This is a genomic window from Vibrio sp. 10N.286.48.B8, assembly GCF_003050085.1.
In the GTDB taxonomy this organism is placed as follows: domain Bacteria; phylum Pseudomonadota; class Gammaproteobacteria; order Enterobacterales; family Vibrionaceae; genus Vibrio; species Vibrio crassostreae.
Genome location: NZ_PIGD01000026.1, coordinates 20,178 through 37,284, shown reverse-complemented (window position 1 = coordinate 37,284; position 17,107 = coordinate 20,178). Strand labels below are relative to the sequence as shown.

General features: G+C 41.0%; 14 protein-coding genes. 4 read left to right on the top strand and 10 right to left on the bottom strand.

Features of this window, described 5'->3' with window-relative positions; all coding sequences use genetic code 11:
- Positions 1-249 precede the first annotated feature (249 nt).
- Positions 250-3,681, top strand: coding sequence for a hypothetical protein (locus CWO08_RS21490; RefSeq protein ID WP_108021062.1), 3,432 nt, complete (start codon positions 250-252; stop codon positions 3,679-3,681).
- 154 nt (positions 3,682-3,835) lie between these two features.
- On the opposite strand, the gene accD is transcribed toward CWO08_RS21490, so the two are convergent.
- Entirely contained in the window at positions 3,836-4,699 is an 864-nt protein-coding gene (gene accD, locus CWO08_RS21485; protein WP_108021061.1) for an acetyl-CoA carboxylase, carboxyltransferase subunit beta, read from the bottom strand.
- A 116-nt stretch (positions 4,700-4,815) separates the two neighbouring features.
- On the opposite strand from accD, the gene CWO08_RS21480 reads away from it, so the two are divergent.
- A complete protein-coding gene (locus CWO08_RS21480; protein WP_108021060.1) occupies positions 4,816-5,706 on the top strand; it encodes a LysR family transcriptional regulator in 891 nt (296 codons plus the stop codon).
- Between the two features lie 131 nt (positions 5,707-5,837).
- Positions 5,838-6,113, top strand: a complete 276-nt coding sequence (rcnR, locus tag CWO08_RS21475) for a Ni(II)/Co(II)-binding transcriptional repressor RcnR (protein WP_008223718.1) — start codon at positions 5,838-5,840, stop codon at positions 6,111-6,113.
- Between the two features lie 8 nt (positions 6,114-6,121).
- Here rcnR and CWO08_RS21470 read toward each other — a convergent pair whose 3' ends face one another.
- On the bottom strand, positions 6,122-6,298 hold the full coding sequence (locus tag CWO08_RS21470) for a DUF1289 domain-containing protein (protein WP_020477243.1): 177 nt from the start codon (positions 6,296-6,298) through the stop codon (positions 6,122-6,124).
- 1 nt (position 6,299) lies between these two features.
- Entirely contained in the window at positions 6,300-6,737 is a 438-nt protein-coding gene (locus CWO08_RS21465; protein ID WP_108021059.1) for a hypothetical protein, read from the bottom strand.
- Positions 6,738-7,124: 387 nt separating this feature from the next.
- Between CWO08_RS21465 and CWO08_RS21460 the strand changes: the two genes are divergently transcribed.
- Positions 7,125-8,051 (top strand): hypothetical protein, encoded by a 927-nt coding sequence (locus CWO08_RS21460; protein ID WP_108021075.1) that lies wholly within the window; start codon positions 7,125-7,127, stop codon positions 8,049-8,051.
- 29 nt (positions 8,052-8,080) lie between these two features.
- Here CWO08_RS21460 and CWO08_RS21455 read toward each other — a convergent pair whose 3' ends face one another.
- The 7 genes from CWO08_RS21455 to CWO08_RS21420 all read right to left on the bottom strand — a co-directional run bounded on the left by CWO08_RS21455 (position 8,081) and on the right by CWO08_RS21420 (position 17,081).
- Positions 8,081-8,803, bottom strand: a complete 723-nt coding sequence (locus CWO08_RS21455) for a metallophosphoesterase (protein WP_108021058.1) — start codon at positions 8,801-8,803, stop codon at positions 8,081-8,083.
- 320 nt (positions 8,804-9,123) lie between these two features.
- Positions 9,124-10,695 carry a hypothetical protein gene (locus CWO08_RS21445; RefSeq protein ID WP_258185411.1) on the bottom strand — a complete coding sequence of 524 codons (1,572 nt, stop codon included), beginning with the start codon at positions 10,693-10,695 and terminating at the stop codon, positions 9,124-9,126.
- A gap of 1,115 nt (positions 10,696-11,810) precedes the next feature.
- Positions 11,811-12,014 (bottom strand): 3-methyl-2-oxobutanoate hydroxymethyltransferase, encoded by a 204-nt coding sequence (locus tag CWO08_RS21440; protein ID WP_219909164.1) that lies wholly within the window; start codon positions 12,012-12,014, stop codon positions 11,811-11,813.
- 250 nt (positions 12,015-12,264) lie between these two features.
- Positions 12,265-13,785: an EAL domain-containing protein gene (locus tag CWO08_RS21435; RefSeq protein ID WP_102479456.1), complete on the bottom strand. Its 1,521-nt coding sequence runs from the start codon at positions 13,783-13,785 to the stop codon at positions 12,265-12,267.
- Between the two features lie 612 nt (positions 13,786-14,397).
- The gene (locus tag CWO08_RS21430) at positions 14,398-14,892 is read right to left on the bottom strand and encodes a YcxB family protein (protein ID WP_102431408.1); all 495 of its coding nucleotides are present in this window, start codon (positions 14,890-14,892) and stop codon (positions 14,398-14,400) included.
- Positions 14,893-15,185: 293 nt separating this feature from the next.
- The gene (locus CWO08_RS21425) at positions 15,186-16,283 is read right to left on the bottom strand and encodes a nickel/cobalt transporter (RefSeq protein WP_102431409.1); all 1,098 of its coding nucleotides are present in this window, start codon (positions 16,281-16,283) and stop codon (positions 15,186-15,188) included.
- Positions 16,284-16,358: 75 nt separating this feature from the next.
- Entirely contained in the window at positions 16,359-17,081 is a 723-nt protein-coding gene (locus CWO08_RS21420) for a DUF1007 family protein (RefSeq protein WP_146161774.1), read from the bottom strand.
- Positions 17,082-17,107 lie beyond the last annotated feature (26 nt).

Here is a 17,107-nt window from a genome sequence, read left to right as displayed (position 1 = left end):
TTTTTTATATAAAACTCCTAAAATGCATGTTTGAAGATAATTAGAAAATTTATAGACATTTAATGTGTAATCCCTTTTTATATTCTTCTAATAAACTAGTTTCTAATTAAGTTGATCTCTAAATTAGTTGTATTCTAATTTTACTATTCCTAATTTACCAAAACCTTAAATAATTAAAGTTATTTAAAAAAACATATAATGTAAGTTATCATCAATATCCCAATTAAAATATCAATAAGGAAATAGCTTGTGTTATTAAGTAGTTCACATAGAGATGTGGATATTAAAGAAATTGAAGGTATATGCTCAAATAGTGATAGCAACCTAGAAAAAATACAAAAAATGTCTCAAATTCTAGAGGTTGTTAACAAGGAACTTGCTGAGTATGAAACTCTTTCTTTAAAGGATTACAAGGCTATCGATGATAAGTACTACGTAAGGCACTATATAGTCAGTAAGATCAACGACCTAAACAGCTTGATTTTCATACAGAACTTGAAAATAAGTGTGATGAACACGATCAGCTATCGTTATAAAAGTGATGAAAAATCTAGAAACCTCGCTGTGAAATCAAGTATTGCGAGAACAATGATTTATATCGAAGATCTTATCGAGCGTCGTAATGATGGCTTGTTAGGGGAGTCATTGAACAGTGCAATCACAAGTTTAAAGTACGATGAGAACAGTTTGTATTTTAGGCTAGAAAGCGCTTTGATCTACACGTTTCTTAAAGCAGAAAAGTCGCAAGTACTGTTCGCTATTAGCAGCACTGGCTTCAAAGAGGAGATAAAGCTCATTCCGGAATCGGGTGCTAAAATCTCAGAGAAAAAAGTAAACGGCATCGTACAAAGAGCGTTAAGCGGAAATATTCACGATAGTTTAGATGAATTTAATATAACTAAAGTGCTTAATGATGCTACGAGAGAAATAGAGATTTATCATGCTTTCTCTCAAGGTGATGATAAAGCTGCTTTCCGTTTAGCTTTGGCGAAAATGGCAGCAATATCTGATGAGATGAACACTTCGTTGGATTATTTTGACGAAACCTTCGACCAAATTTTATTAAAGAATAATATTCCTAAGAAGGTACTGATCCGAGATAAGTCTAGGAATGGTCTAGAGTTTCAGGTAATGGATACCATGGCGTTATTTTACAGTGACGCTATTACGCTAGAAGATATTATTGTTTATGAAAAGCCTACAGTAATAGAACGATTTAATGATGTTATTAATTTAATCAGTGTACTTTCTGAAGTCATGGATCTGGAAGGGGATGATAGTCAATCGACTCTAGCTATTGAAAAGATAGTAGGCAGAGAAAATTTCGACTCGGACAGTCAATATTATGCGCAGTTTGTCGATTATAAAAACTCTGATATCGAGCAAGATTTGAACACTCTGATTCGTGATCAATCAATCTATCAAAGTGACTTGAATAGCAATGTCAGCATCATTTCATCCGCAGATATCATATTGCCTTTCTACAGTAAGAATGCGATCAAAAATATTCTTGATGACTATGTGGTCGGCAAAGCAGAGGGTATTGCTGAAGCGTATCGATTGGTAGAAGAGAAATTTCCTAACTGTGATGATTCAGTGAAGGTTTTTATTGCTCTATTTGCTAATTTGTTTATGTCTGCACCGACGACAGAGGCTATCACTTTAGCGATAAAACCAGCGGTGCTGATGCTACAAACTCATCTAGGCATGAGTGGCAGAGTGGTTCTCGTGAAAGATAGTAACCATCGCCACTTCTTAGTCAGCACATTTGCATTCCATCACCGAGTGACTTACCTAGGTGGGGCCGATAACGAGCTTGTTACTCAGTTGATTGAAGTGTTACCTAAACCGGATGAGAACTGGAAAGATGTATCTTACGAAGCGTTAAACGCTATCTTTTTAAAATTGAACATTCCAACAGGTTTTGACGACACTCAGGAGCAACCTAAACCTTTCTTATTGCGCAATCATAGATTTGATAACTTTATGTGGGACGCAGTACAAGAGACGACGCTCCTTAAGTTTAACCTGATTGCTCAGTCGTTTAAAAAGGTTGGCACCAAAAAACAGTTCCAAGAGAATTATCTTTTGAAAGATCTGGTTGCGAATGAATTTAAGTTATCTCTGAGCGACAAATTGGTCGAAATGAAGGAAGTTCTGTTTACTGAAAGCTCAATGGAAGCCGCATTAAACAACAAGGTTCCGTTCTTACAAGTCGCGCAGAAGATGATAAATGATCCTGATTATGAGGTAGATATTCAAGATGTTGAATCGATTTTGCTTGATTCAATTGTACTTCTAGCAGACATCATTCCCATTTTTTCCCCGATCGCTAAGGCGTTGGATGTTAATCTCTCTGTTATTGTAAATGCTTGTGTAGTGAAAAATATCAGAGTGATTCGTTTATCTAAAACGGCCTTCATGAGAAGCGTTGTTAACGATATCTCTGACGAATTTATACGTCGTTCTAAATTTATATCGAGCGATGCCATCGGCGATCTAAAAAATAAGATAAGAGCGATTAAAAAGTACAAGTTCATGAAAGAAACCAGTGAACGTTTAGAAACCATCAAAACGATGGGCTTAAGTGGTGGGGCGGGCAGCTTTAAAGTGAATAGTGCTTACGGTGCCTCTTCTGGAAACGTTGTACTTGAAACGTTTGACTGGTGTTTTAATGGAAAAGGACCCGTTGGGAAAGTTGTATCGGACAATAAGATTCCATTGCCAGCTCAGCCTGAAGTTTTTCAATCTATCATCGATGAAAAGGTTTCTATAGTAAGGCAGGCGGATGAACCGATTTTGATTTCTGGTTGGCGTTCCCCACAAACTGGCCGCATTCATATTCTGGATGGACAGCACAGGTTTATTGCCGCGGCGAAGCTGGGGATTCCCGTTGAAGTAAAAATCAAAAAGTTCGGTACTGTACCAACCCAGGTAGACTGGAGTGGCACGAAGTTTAGCCAATCTACCCCTGCAAAGCACAAGATAAAAGGTGTTCAGAAGCCGATATTCAAAAAAACTGTCGTTCAAAAGGCTACTAACACCAAGGGGAAAGTTGAGAACATCCACATTCACCCCGAGCTTAGAATTGGTTCGATTGGCCGACCTAATAAAAACTATTCTACTGGCGCGCAGCTGATGACGTTTTGTGAGAACCTGAAACGTAACAATGTCGCGGCATTGATCTCCCTTGATTCTGGCATGTCGGCAAGAGAGATCGTATCGCTAACCAAGCAATTAGCGAGTCACAATATCGAGTATATCTCTAACAAGACGACGTATATCAAGGACTTCTTTTCTATCAAAGCCCTTACACAGCCTTCAAGTGAAGATATCGATGGTCTAGCGAATCGGGTTCTGGACTTATTGAGTACACGCGAAGGGAATGTGTTAGTCCATTGTGCGTTAGGTGATGGTCGCTCTGGTATGGTTAAGTCTGCAGTGATAATGAAACAAATGTTCAACGAGAGCCGTTTAGATTTAAGCAATGTGCTCGAGGGGACTAAGGCTTACGTCAAACCGTCCATCGAATCCGAACAAGCCGTTTTATCATATTTAGATGTGAAAAATAGCATTGATACGATTCGTAAAACTCATCCAAAAGCACTCGAGCGGTCTGATGATATAGAGGTTTTAAATCAATACCTTGAATATCTTCAAAATAAGAGTGCCACGGTATAATTGACCTTGTACTCGTGTCCGCAGTGATGCTGAGCTGTTAGGTTACACTGCCCCCTCTGAACAAGTAATCGAGTGGGGCAGTGGTTAAATCAATTCTGGTAAATATAAATAGAGCTGAGAGCTGCTCTATATTAAGCGCCTTCGCTCTTACAGCTCATGCTTTTTGATGAGTGGTATTGGTCATCATAGCTATAAGTCTTGCCACTTTTTTACGCATGTCACGCCTATTTACAATCATGTCTAAAGCACCATGTTCGAGTAAGAATTCACTCTGTTGGAAACCATCGGGTAGTTTTTCCCGTACCGTTTGTTCAATGACTCTTCGGCCCGCGAAACCGATTCTCGCTTTAGGTTCACCGATATTGATGTCACCCAGCATGGCTAAACTGGCTGAGACACCGCCAAAGGTCTGGTCGGTGAGTACCGAAACATAGGGCAGTTTGGCTTCAGACAATCGTTTTAGGGCAGCGCTGGTTTTCGCCATTTGCATCAACGCCATGAGTGATTCTTGCATGCGCGCACCACCACACGCAGAAAAACATACCAGGGCACAGTTTGATTCAATTGTTTTATTCACTGCATCTACAAATCGAGCGCCCACAACGGAGCCCATTGATCCCGCCATAAAAGCAAATTCGAAAGCACATGCGACAACTGGGATTCCAAGTAGCTCGCCCTTCATCACGACCAGTGCATCTTTCTCACCTGTATTTTTTTGTGCAGAGGTTAGTCGATCGGTATAGCGTTTGTTGTCTTTAAAGCTGAGTAGATCTTTTGGTTGATGTTGATCACCTAACTCCGTTCGCTCGCTGTTATCGAGAAATGTGTCTAAACGAAGACGTGCTGTCATGCGCATGTGATGCCCACATTTTAGACACACCTGTAGGTTTTCTTTGAGTGCAATATGGTACAAGGTTTGGGTACAAGAAGGGCAGTTGATCCAGACACCTTCTGGGATCGACGCTTTACGATTACTTTGTAAGTTATTTTTATTCAATAGTTTTTCTAGCCAGCTCATGGATAACCTTTATTCCCATCGTTCGAATGATGAATATTGTATAAGCCTGATTTTGGTAATAAAGTGTCAATATTTGGCTTTATAATCCAACAATGTGGGATTATTAGTGAGGGTATATGCTGGATAAAATTGATCAGCAATGGCTAAAGAGTTTTCATTGTGTTTATGAGAACAATAGCTTCAAAAGAGCGGCAGAGTTTCTGTGTTTACCGACTTCAAATATCAGTCGCCATATTGCGTTGTTAGAGCAGCAACTAGACGTAAGACTGTTTGTGAGAACTACGCGTCGTATTGCTCCAACGGAAGCTGGAGAGCATCTTTATCAGCGTACGCAGCCCTTGTTGGATAAGCTCAATCAGGCGATAGAAGAGGTCACACAACACTCTCAAGAGGTGCAGGGACAATTAAACATCTTAATGCCGGACTCTGTCGAATTAGCACAAGCTGTCATTTCCTTTTGCAACCAGTACCCTTCGATATCACTGTGTTGTGATACCAGCATTAGCCCAAAAGAGAACTTGATTGATGGCTTTGACGTTATTGTCAGTTTTCAGCGAGGAAAGTTAGAAGACAACAGCTGGATCGCTAAAGAAATCCAACGTTGGCCGAGTGTTGTCGTTGCTTCACCTAAACTTCTTCAAACCTGCTCAAAACCGTTTCAGATTACAGATCTAAAACATGTGCCTTGTATCAGTAGCTTTACCGCATTGAACGGTACGCCTTGGGTATTTATAGACGATCATGGTGAACCGGTGACGCAGCGAGTCAAATCATCATTTAAGGTCAACAGTGGCCAGCTTGCTCAGGCGGGGTCATTGGCTGGCTTGGGCTTTGCGATATTACCAGTTGAGTTCTGTCGTGAAGAGGTTGAAGCTGGTGAATTAGAAATCGTGGAGCTCGAATATCAGCCCGCAGACTTAGTCCTGTATGCGTTTTATGCCTCAAGAAAACATATTGCGAAGAGGGTTCCTGCTTTTATCGAGCACTTGCAGCACCATGCAAATTAAATCAGTAGGTTATTTACCCCCCCTTGTCTAGGGGGCGTAATAACGGGTACTGAAAAGCTACCCCCCAGTATCGCTAAAGTGCTACATTACAAGTTAACCGCTTGTTTTTAATTACCTTGAGTACCTACGTTATGTCACATACAGCCAAAGATCAGAAAAAACTAAAGGCCCGAGTTAGCAAAATACAAGGTCAGGTCAATGGTTTAAAAAAGATGCTCGATAACGACGAGCAACAGTGCCAAGACGTACTGCAGCAAATAGCAGCGATTCGTGGCGCAGTGAATGGCTTGATGAGAGAGGTCATTAAAGGTCACCTTCTAGAGCATGTGGTACTAGAAGATGACAAAGTTCAGCGTGAAGAAGATATGGAAGTGGTACTGAAAGTATTGGATTCATACATCAAATAGCGCTTGCTTTAGCGGTTCATTTGAGCCTTTCTTTTTACTAGTTCTTTCTTGAGAACATTAACAGCGTAAGGCTTCATTGATTTCCAGGCCTTACACTCTTCTCGTGTTCTACCACAGCCTAAACACCACCCTTTGTCGTGTGAAAAATCGCACATATCAATACAAGGGCTTTTCTGTTTTTTCATATTAGAGCCTATCTAGTACTTTCTCTACACTGGCTTCAAGTGAGCGCAGCCGGTTGAATTCCTCGAACAAACGCTGTTCTAGGTTTTTAAAGTTTAGGGGGAGGGTTCTCTGGCAAATCCCGTAACTGTTATCTTGGGTTTTATAGCCTTTCCAACTTTCAATGCGAGCTTTCTCTAGTGCTTTAAACTGGCGTATAAATTCTGCTTGGGAAGGGCAGTCTTCTTCCGCATGCATGCAAACAGGAAAGGCCTTTTGCTTAATTTGAGGCCCTTCGATAAAGGTCTCAAAGTGGATACCGCCCTGTTTTTGGTTGAACCAAGTCTCTTTATATAACTGAAGGTACTCTCCACGGTTATAGATCTCCCAACCATCCTCGAACCAGTTTGTTTTTCTTAGCATCTTCTCTAGGTTGCGGAAAACACCTTTAACATCTTTCATATGGAAACTCTTCTTCCGTGGTTTGTGAGATAGTGCGTGAAAAAAAACTATACTCCCCCTGAGTATAAAATACTACCCCCTAGTATATGTGGTTATTGTACATCATCGAATCTTAGAGCTTATCTTAGCGTGCCAGAATCGGAATTAGCGTGTTTGGAAAGGACACCGATAAGCCTGATCTAGCTGTATTCCCGATGTGATTCTAGGCCCTTATGTATGGGGTATTTACGCGGTAAAACTGACAAGTTGATGTTTAACGAGGGTTCATTTCAGTTATGTAGGCCGCATAAAACAAGGGAGGCGAGATTAATCGGTTCTATCCTCGTTAATTTTCAGGAAAATAGCCGCCCGATGATTAATGTCGGTAGTGAACACGAGGTTTCAGGTATGGCAAAGAAAATTATATTTATCCACGGTCGGGGGCAAAAGCCTGACAGGGAGTCGCTTCAATCATTGTGGTACGATGCTATCGAACATGGATTACAGCGTGACTGTAAAGGTTCTGATTCACTCCAAGCTTTCCAGAATATCGAGAAGCGTTTCGTGTATTTTGGCGACTTATCAAACGCATTATTGAACAAGCCAACTGAAGAGCCGCTCGTCCGACAACAGGCTTTGATCGATCTCAAAGGGTACACGTCCCATCAGTTTAATAAGAAAACATATGGTGAAGTTTCAAAGGCAGGGTTCCTGCAAGAGGCGCTCGCGGATACTTTTTCTTCAGTGCTTAGTCGTTTGAAAATGGCAGAGCCACTTATAGCATTAGTTGCGCCCGACATGACTCATTATTGGTATGAAGACTCTTACTTTGGTAGCGACGTAAGGTATCGATTAATGGTGGAGCTGAGAGAGGCGTTAGATAACCAAGATGAGGTGATGATCGTCGCACATAGCCTTGGCACAATGATCAGTTATGACGTGTTATGGAAACTCTCCCATTACAGTGAGTACCGAAACGCTTACGGCGCCAAAAAGAAGATCGATCTTCTGGTTACGTTAGGTTCACCATTAGGCGACGAGAGTGTAAAAGAGCGCTTGAAAGGGAGCCGTTTAGAGGGCATGAAAAAGTACCCTTTAAATATTCATAGGTGGGTGAACTTGTCGGCTGAAGATGACTTTATTTCTCATGACAGCAAAATCAAAAATGACTTTCAAGAGATGCTCAAACTGGGTTTGATTGCTGGTGGAATGAAAGACATTTATCCAATTTACAATCTCAATGTGTGTGACGGGCAAAGTAACCCGCACGCTTCTATTGGTTATCTCATAAACCCAAAATTCATCTCCGTGTTAGATGAATGGCTTACAAGTTAGTTGTAGCGCGTAAGTTCAAACGCACATATTCAAAGGTAGATAGCCAGATAATCAAATGAGTACTGTGATACGGAGAGCTTGCTTAATCCAATCTTATCATTGCGATTGTACTCCTCAATCGAGTGGTCGAACCCATAAGCTGTAGAAGGTGCCATATACTGGGTCATGCCTTGTTGTGTCGTTGTTATTTGATCATGCCCATGACCACAAATCACCTCTCGTACTCCATATTTCTGAAGCACCTTCATCATGTAAAAATCGTTCTCAAGACGGATTGCTTTCATCCAATCGGCACCGACAGGGATGATAGGGTGGTGAATAACAAGGATAGGGTGGCTGGCTTTTCTCAGTTGCTTCTTTAACTGGGCCAGGCCACGATTATTGATACGTCCTGAACCGAGCGGGTGAACGCTGTCTTTGGGTTTGAAACTCGAATCGAGAAATAGAAATTCACGCCCACAAACGTTGGCTCTATCGGTCACGCAGATCGTCGAACCTTTAAGTTCTGCACGCATTAAGCGAGAGTCATCATGGTTGCCTGCAATCGCATAAATAGATTTGTTGGTAAGGTGTCGAATGAACGTTTCTAAGTGAACATAGTTACCGGGTTTGGGGTTACAGCAAATGTCACCTGTTAGGAAAATAGCTTCGCATTCTTGATCGTTATTGACGTATTCCAGTGCTTTTCGCAGGTTTTCATAGCTGGATTCATCTGAAAGGTGGCAATCACTGATTTGGTAAATGGTGTTCATTATTGGCGTCCGGTCATTTCAATTCTTGAGTGAGATAATCAAGCAGCGCTTTTATTTTAGGTGTTCACCTTTATGGTTCAGCCAGAGCGTATATCGCTCTACGGGTTTAAATGCCCAGTCATACAAGATACTAATTAGCTTACCATTTTCCACAAATTGTTCAGCTATGTTATCCGGTAACTCTTTCCTCCTAAGCTCCTGAATCGCCATGCGTCCGTTAGTTTTGATTAGTACAAAAATGCCTGCTGTATGAGCAGGCATGATGTGAGGTAGGTTTAAGAGAACGGCTCCCATAAACTAGTGGAGGAAAGCATTCAACCTTAGTGGCTTAAAGAAGCGAACCCAGTAGGAGATATAAAGCCATGATTAGTTCTTTGCTCAACCGTCTTTAAAATTGGGTTGATGTAAAACTCTACGATCTCGTCACTGTGGACTCGATTCATGTACAGCATGACCGTTTGATCAGATTGTACGACAGCGCCATCGATAGCGGTTAATTTATCAACGTCTGGTGCGTAAAAATCCTTGTTAAGCTCTATACCGGTATCAAAGTCGTAGAATGTTTCAGTCTCAGTATCAAATGCCGATACTTTGACTGTTACCCCTTCCTTAACCCAAGATTCATTGTAATCGACGCAAAACAGGGTATGTTGCGAGGCTCTCAACGCATCGAATGAAGAGTAGGGGCGACTTCTCTCTATAAGCTCACTTTCCCCAACGTAATCGTAGCTATTCTCATTGAGCTTATTAACGACACAACCAATATTCATATCGTAACCATTAATTTGTGGGCTGCGTTTGCTAGTGTTAACTGTGTTGCCTATAGAACTCGTAATATCGTATTGGCTTATCGTCGAGACTAACTTGTCTCCCTCTGGTTTAACAAATGAAAAGTAGTTTCGCTCTGCATGGTCGATCCCTGCTAGCTTGCCATCAACCACTCTGAAGGAATCATAACGCGAATGAGTATCGTGATAGTCTAGTTCCTGATATTCATCTGAATTTTTAATATAGGCATAGTGATTAAAATTTATTGCATGATTTGTAGATGTATGTGGATCTTGATAGTTGACAAGAATGTTACCTTGTGCATCTATCTGCATGTCTCGCTCATCGGCACGCGCATGACTCTTTAACGTCTTGAAGACAAAGGCATTGTTTTCTAGTACCGCTTTGAAGATTCCATATGTATGCCAATGAACGTCGTCTGTAATGTCAAAGCTATATAGTGTAGTATTTGGTATTAAATCACCTTGTTTCTGTTGGCTAAGAAATGGACTCTCGTTGGCTAACTGGGCGTCAAATTCCGATACATTACCATCAATCACGATGGGATAGAGCTGACCACTTTGTTTGTCCATGATGACAGGGTAATTGCCATGATACGTTTGACCATTCCAAGCAACCGTTGAGTTGTTCATATTGAACATGGTGTACTTTTGGTTGATATCGAAGACACGTGTAACCGTGGGCATTACGGGGGGATCACATTGTTCGCATGGCTGGAAGGCAACTTCGAATATGTGGTCGTCACCTTGTGAATTTTTGTATGCCATCATATTTAATGCCGTATTGCTTGCGGGCTCAATGTAAAAATTAGAAGGCTCAATTGTCTGAAAGTTGGTTTGGGGAATACTCAGTGATTTGAGGGCCGGAAGCTTAACGAGCGGTGCCGGATCAATTGAGCCATTACCGTTTGAGCCTCCTCCATTCGAGCCACCGCCGCTTGAGCCACCACCGCACCCAGTAAGGGCTATAGCAAGCATTGCTGCGATTGAAATAGTGTGTTTCTTAATGTTCTTGTTTTGCATGAGCTGACCTGTGTTCTTGATTGTGTGATTGATATTTCTTTCTAACTCAACCGTCACTTTATTTTTATCTGAAACCAACATTGGAATCAGGTGTTTTGTTGCGAGCGGTCAATGATTCTGAGCAGAATAATTGTGTATTCAAATCTTGGGATGAATACGAGTAAGTTAGGACGCTTTGTTTAAATACCTTTGTCGACTTGTTAAAGAGTTGCGCGATTATAGTTATTTTTATTGTGTTGACAGCTGTGCAAACTAATATTTTATAAATGATTAGTTGAATGACTATTTATAAGGAACTAGCGACATATATTGAGTGTATGGTTATAGCGTGGATTAATTATTTGAAGATATTTAGTCAGCCAATTGTCGCTTATCATTTCTTTGACGCTGCATATTTACGTAATTTTTAATAAGCTACGAAATCTATGGGTATTTTCTAGTGGCGGTATATGAGAGTGGGAGAGTAAGCTGTATCTTCGCGCTATAAATTCTCTGATACATATTTAAAGTATGATACATAAATAGCCTGCGAGTTTATTAGCTGGATATACAACGAGTAGGCAGCAGAGCGCCTCTGAAACATTGTTATTTAAGTAAAACTGCTAGGAATACCATAAGTATAATTTGTTACTTTGTTTTTATTTATTCGAAAGTTGTATGTTTTAGTGTAATAGACTTAATTAGTTAAGTGAGTCCTTAAATACTAAAGAATATTTCCATTGCCTAATGGATCTAGTGAAGCCGCTGCGTAAGTTGTGGTGCTGAGTAGTAAAAATAATATGGTCCACTTTAACATGATAAGTCCTCACTTTTAGTTAGATGAATAGGATATTAGATAGCCTAAAGGTGTGTAAAGCATTAATAGATAAGAGTTTTTATTGATAGTTTCGTAGAGTTAGTTCGGTGTGAGCACTTGAGAACACATAATAACGACCTGAGGCTTTAATAAAAAAAGGCCACCCCGAAGGGTGGCAAATACAAACGAGAAGAATCATTACAAATGAAAAGCCCTTATTTCATAGTAAAGATATTCTACAAGGTTATGCAGACGGTTGAATATGAACATTATGTTGTAGATGTTGCAAATTTGTAATTGGGAAAGTGTGATATTTGAACGGGAAATACCCGATATATGCACATTTTGTTTGATCTAGCGCTGATATTTTCCGCACCCAGAGTGTCAATGAACAGGCAAATTAATCGAAGCAATGCTCACGAGTAGGGAATGCCCCATTTCTCACTTCTTGTTCATATTCACTAAATGATGTTTTGATTAGCTGGCTTAGGTCGATGTACTTTTTGACAAACTTAGGTGTGTATTCAGTGAATAAACCAAGCATGTCTTCGGTCACTAACACCTGACAATCACATTCGGGTGATTTCTCGAGCTGTGAGCGCATCGACGCCTTCAACAAGTAATGAAAATGCTCCAATTTTTTCGAGTTTTCGTGCTGTAATGATAAAAGGGAAAAGTGTTAGCGGGACTTCTTCCGAGCTTGGTTATGACTCCCCATCATCATTTATTTATATGTTTAAGATGATGACAGGAGGAAGCCCGGCGAGATTTATTGAGTTACTTAAAGGTTGATGCATCTTTTACAAGCTGAGAGCAATAGACAAATACTCTCAGCTTGCTTTGTTTAGCTATTCTCAATGGCTTATTTGGTTATTCAAAAACTCTTCAAGTGGAATTGGTTTAGCGAACAAGAAGCCCTGTAGGTAGTTGACGCCTCGTTCTTTTAAATAATCGGCTTGTTGCACTGTTTCAACGCCTTCCGCGATAACATCTAGTGATAAGTCGTGCGACAAGGTGATCATGTTTTGAAGCAGGTGGCCTGTTATTGTGTCAACGCCAATGTCTCGGACAAAGGTTTGGTCAATCTTTAGGTAGTCGAGGTCTACTTTTTGTAAGTTAACCAAAGAGGAGTGGCCCGTACCAAAATCATCTATTGCTATCTTGCATCCGAGCGCCTTGATTTTCCCGAAAATATCATCCGTTAAATCGCAGTAGTTTAGTGCTTCTCTTTCTGTGAGTTCTAGAACTAGAGTAACGTCGTCACAGTCAATAATATCGATAAATTCCTGACACGCCTTCAGCAATGTGCCTTTCGAACAGTGCTGGGGTGAGATGTTTATACCCACATGGAAACCGTTAGGTAGCTTGTCTATGAAAGGCTTAATTTGCATAGCTGTGAGCCGCATCAATTGGTGTGTCATAGGTACAATAAGACCAGAGGTTTCAGCCTTAGGAATGAACAGATCTGGTCTCACGATACCTTGTACTGGGTGTTTCCACCTCAATAGAATCTCTATGCCTTGTATTGCATGAGTTTTACTATTCACAATCGGCTGAGCGTACGGGACAAACTCTTTCCTCTCCATTGCTCGTTCGATTTCGAGGTATAGATTAGAGGGACGCCTTGATAGCCACACAAGATAAAGGGCAAACAGAGTTTGCAGCAGTATGATGGCTACAATGTGTTGCTTATCCTTGACCCAGAATGCCGTTAGCATATTAGGGTAAGCAAAACCTGCGTGTGCGCTATAAGGAAACTGTTTTGATGATACTTGATGCCAAGAGATGAGTTTTTCTACCGGGTTTGTTTTTACGGTCAACTCTTTACTATCAAGCCACTTATCACCGACTGCAATAAATGACCGTAACTTGCTGTCTGAAGTGAGCGACTCTCTCAGGTAAAGGCTATCAATTCCACTTAATGCCGCGTGATCATCCAACGTTGACCTCACCACGATAAGAGGGTGAGAAGTATCAACGTTACTTCCATTAAGCAGCAGTAATTGTCCTGAAGTGTATGCGGTAGGATCATACTTGTAATTGCTTTCACCCCAGATAGAGGTGCAGAAGATTACATTGTCTTTCGCTAGATTGGCACTTCGTACGTAAGGTATGGTTGCTACAAGATGTCTAAGGGCGAGGGCCTCGTCTTCACAGGTATTAGAGCTTTGCAATAGCTTTAAAGCACTCGTGTTGGTCTCCTTACCAAACTCAAGAATCTCATCTACTTCTTGAACAATATTCATTGCTTTCTGGTTTGCTTGCTCATCCAGTGAACGGCCAAAACTGAGATACAAAAAAGTGAGCGCCAAGACACTGGGAATAAAAGAAAGACATATTAGATATGTTGGGCTAGTTTTTTTGTTTGCAAACATAGAGAACCTAGTTTAGTTAATCATCTTATTATTGAACGAGTAGGGTATGGAATTAGATGCTAGTAACTCCAATGTTACATAGAGGATCAATATATAATTGTCAGTATAAGGTAGTATTTACCAAATTCACTGATGATTGCTTCTTTTTTCGCTTGTCATTCTCAATTTGACGAAAACATTGCTCAAGTGTGTGCATAAGGTTTAAGTACGCACAGCTTTATTTTAACTGGCGCGGTAAGTTGTTTACGTTAGCGTCTCTTCATCAAATCATCAGTATTAGGTTAGATTCTTTTCCCTTCGGATAATGGAACAATACATTTGAAATTAATCCTTTTAATCTTAAGGGTTAATTAATTGCCAGGGACACATTATTCAATGGTAAATGTCCATTTAATAGACTTTGCTGTACAAATAAACCCATTATATTTTTGTGTTCAGTGGATAAGAGGCGGCAATGATATCTTTTGATGAGTATTCGTTGAGGAGTAAGAAAGAGATCGGGCTATTTTGGTGTGATTTAGGTCAATGGGGTAAGCGTAGTGCGATGGGAGTCAGCTTCTCAAAGCCAGGTAATACTAAGGCCTCAAATTTGTGAGGCCTTAGTACATTTTGTTAATTCGCTTTAGAAGCTTCGTGCTGTTCAATCATGAACGCGATTGCTTCATCGCTTAAACAAGATTTACTGACATATTGGCGCTGTTTTCCAATATGAAGGATAAAGCCGAGATCGGTCTGTTCAAGTTGGTCGATGTCACTCCAAGCGATAGTATTGGTGGCTTTGTGGTTTTTGTAACTCACCCCGCTAGCATCACCTTGAAAGACAATTTTGCTGCCTGCGCCTGAGCTGATTCTTTGTCGCCATAACCACCAGGTTCTTTTGCAGTACACACTGAATGCTTCAATCACACTCAAAACAATAAAGAACCAACCAACATAACCGTTAGGTAACAGTTCAAACTCCAGTAGAACCACGCCAAAAATAAGAAACAGTATTCCTTTTAAGTAGGCTTTTGGAAATTGAGTCGGAAGGCTAGTTTGATCATAACACTCCGCGAAAAACGTCTTGTCGAGTTTGTATTCTGTTGTGAAACCGGGTTCTTTAGACATGTGAGGCTACTTTAATGCTTCTTGTTAATGGGTTTTCTTTGAATTGGTATTTCATGCTGCGATCTCGCAACTTGGGTATTGTATCGCTTCTTATGGCTTATCTTTAGCTATTTTGGTTTTGTTTTGTAAGTCGATGATACTGACAAGGTCTATTTAGACTAACAGTCATGCATTGTTTGAATAAGGTTAACGGGTGTTTATGTCACTAAAATAAAAAGCCCCCTTGTTGAGAGGTCTTTAGTTTACGGTAATGGTGATTAACTTCTAATCGTAATAGAGCGCATCTATAACCGTTACATCGTAAACACTGGGGACATACCGCTGTCTTGCCCACTCATTAGCAACAAGCCAATTAAGACAAGCAAAACCCCACCAAATAGTTGTAAATAATGACCTGCGGCTTTCAGTGTCGCACTGTTACTCTTATTACCTGCAGCCAAATAGCGTTTTACCAAGTTCTTGCCTGTTAGTGTCATTATAGCAATCGTCGAGGTTGTGAAAGCAGTACCAATCGCCATGGCAAAAGCACTGACAACACCCATCCAATATAAACCAACCATGTTTGCGAAAAGCAGAACCATAATCGCGCCAGTACATGGTCTCACGCCTATCGTCACGATGATTCCCGCATATTCACGAAGTGTTGAAGCTTTGTTTATAGCGTCTGCATCGGCAACATGCTGGTGGCCGCATCCACAGTCTGCATGTGAATGATCTGCGTGAGCGTGTTCTGCCGGTTGTAATGCGTTAGATGGGGTCAACATCATTGAACCAGCTGGTACTGATGAGCGAAGCGCCATTGGTGATTGGACTGAAATTGGCGAAGACGTACCGGCAGCTAATGTGGTGATGGCTTTCACTTTCAGTTTTGGTTTACGGATTGAACGGTAGATGTTTCTGAGTGCTTTCCAGCAGATCAACGCACCGACCACTGCAACTAAAGCAAAACTTAATGAAACAAACATATTTGCTTTGTCATTCACCATTCGCATAGAAGCGCTAAAGCCCCACAGCAAAACGCTAACTAATAAGATCGCGACCAATGCTTGTAGGAATGCAGATACGATTGTAAGCACTAAGCTGGCTTTCGCTTTGGTTGGGTGAGTGGCTAAGTAGGTCGAAACGATGACCTTGCCGTGGCCCGGGCCAAGTGAATGAAGCATGCCGTAGATAAAGCTGAATCCGATAAGGTAACTGCCTGCCCCCCAAGGATTGGATTTAGCTTCATAGAGTAGGTCTGCGAGCTCGGAATTGATTTCTCTTTGCCATTGAATACTGGATATCACCAATGATGGCCACATTACCCACAGTTGGTATGCGCCTATAGCAACGAGTATTAAGGCAGTGGCACCTATCAGGTAGTATTTTGTTTGAATTTGATTTTTCAGCATGTAACAAAAACCTATATCAGAGTTCACTCTCATTTTGCATAGAGAGCCTTAATGAGTAGAAACGTGCGGTTGTAGTTAAGACGCGGGAATTGCGGCACAATGAAGCTCAACCGACTGAGTGAATAGCTGACCTAAGTTGTTGTCTGGGTCAGCATCGGCAGGCAAAGACATCGCATAGCTCATTTGCTCAGGAGTAGGATTTGGCTCAACGATCTCTAGTTGGCATTGCCTAGCGAGCGAATTAGATAAGGTGACATCATTATTTGAGATCCACGACATATCAACGAAGTAGCTAGGATCAAAAATCAACATGCGAAGGGAGTCGCGTGTGACAGGTTTAGGTTTTGAAAGTGGAAGGTCGAATGTGAGGACCATTTTGGCTTTATCACGTTCGAACTTCGCATGTTCAGCAACCTGATATTTGATTGGTTCTTTACCGTCGTAGAAATAAGTGAAGTAGTGTTCGTACATCATGTTTTCAATTACAGATGCTGCCAAGTCCTTGAACGTCTCCTTTTCTTTCTCTGGAGAAACGTCTTCACCATCCAGCATGTACATGGACGTCATGGCGTCAAAAGACCACTCCATTGACAAGCCGGTGATCATGCCATTTTGTCCCTCGATATGAGTTTTCATTTCGATCCAAGAATGGGGGTGTGCTTGTAGGTTCGGAGCAAAAATCAGTATTGCTAACCAAAATGGTAAACGCTTAATGGAGCGTAGGTGTGTTGAGAAGCGACGTACATATCGTGAAGAGAGGCAGCTGAGTACCTTGGTTAGAATAAATAGCTGTTTCATGAGACATAATAGTTATTTGACGTAAT

What these genes read in the sequence shown, in the direction of transcription:
- rcnR (WP_008223718.1), top strand. Translation starts at nt 5,838, where the DNA reads ATGTCACATACAGCCAAAGATCAGAAAAAACTAAAGGCCCGAGTTAGC.
- CWO08_RS21425 (WP_102431409.1), bottom strand. Translation starts at nt 16,283, where the DNA reads ATGCTGAAAAATCAAATTCAAACAAAATACTACCTGATAGGTGCCACT.
- CWO08_RS21445 (WP_258185411.1), bottom strand. Translation starts at nt 10,695, where the DNA reads ATGTTGGTTTCAGATAAAAATAAAGTGACGGTTGAGTTAGAAAGAAAT.
- CWO08_RS21470 (WP_020477243.1), bottom strand. Translation starts at nt 6,298, where the DNA reads ATGAAAAAACAGAAAAGCCCTTGTATTGATATGTGCGATTTTTCACAC.
- CWO08_RS21435 (WP_102479456.1), bottom strand. Translation starts at nt 13,785, where the DNA reads ATGTTTGCAAACAAAAAAACTAGCCCAACATATCTAATATGTCTTTCT.
- CWO08_RS21480 (WP_108021060.1), top strand. Translation starts at nt 4,816, where the DNA reads ATGCTGGATAAAATTGATCAGCAATGGCTAAAGAGTTTTCATTGTGTT.
- accD (WP_108021061.1), bottom strand. Translation starts at nt 4,699, where the DNA reads ATGAGCTGGCTAGAAAAACTATTGAATAAAAATAACTTACAAAGTAAT.
- CWO08_RS21460 (WP_108021075.1), top strand. Translation starts at nt 7,125, where the DNA reads ATGGCAAAGAAAATTATATTTATCCACGGTCGGGGGCAAAAGCCTGAC.
- CWO08_RS21430 (WP_102431408.1), bottom strand. Translation starts at nt 14,892, where the DNA reads ATGTCTAAAGAACCCGGTTTCACAACAGAATACAAACTCGACAAGACG.
- CWO08_RS21455 (WP_108021058.1), bottom strand. Translation starts at nt 8,803, where the DNA reads ATGAACACCATTTACCAAATCAGTGATTGCCACCTTTCAGATGAATCC.
- CWO08_RS21465 (WP_108021059.1), bottom strand. Translation starts at nt 6,737, where the DNA reads ATGAAAGATGTTAAAGGTGTTTTCCGCAACCTAGAGAAGATGCTAAGA.
- CWO08_RS21420 (WP_146161774.1), bottom strand. Translation starts at nt 17,081, where the DNA reads ATGAAACAGCTATTTATTCTAACCAAGGTACTCAGCTGCCTCTCTTCA.
- CWO08_RS21440 (WP_219909164.1), bottom strand. Translation starts at nt 12,014, where the DNA reads ATGCGCTCACAGCTCGAGAAATCACCCGAATGTGATTGTCAGGTGTTA.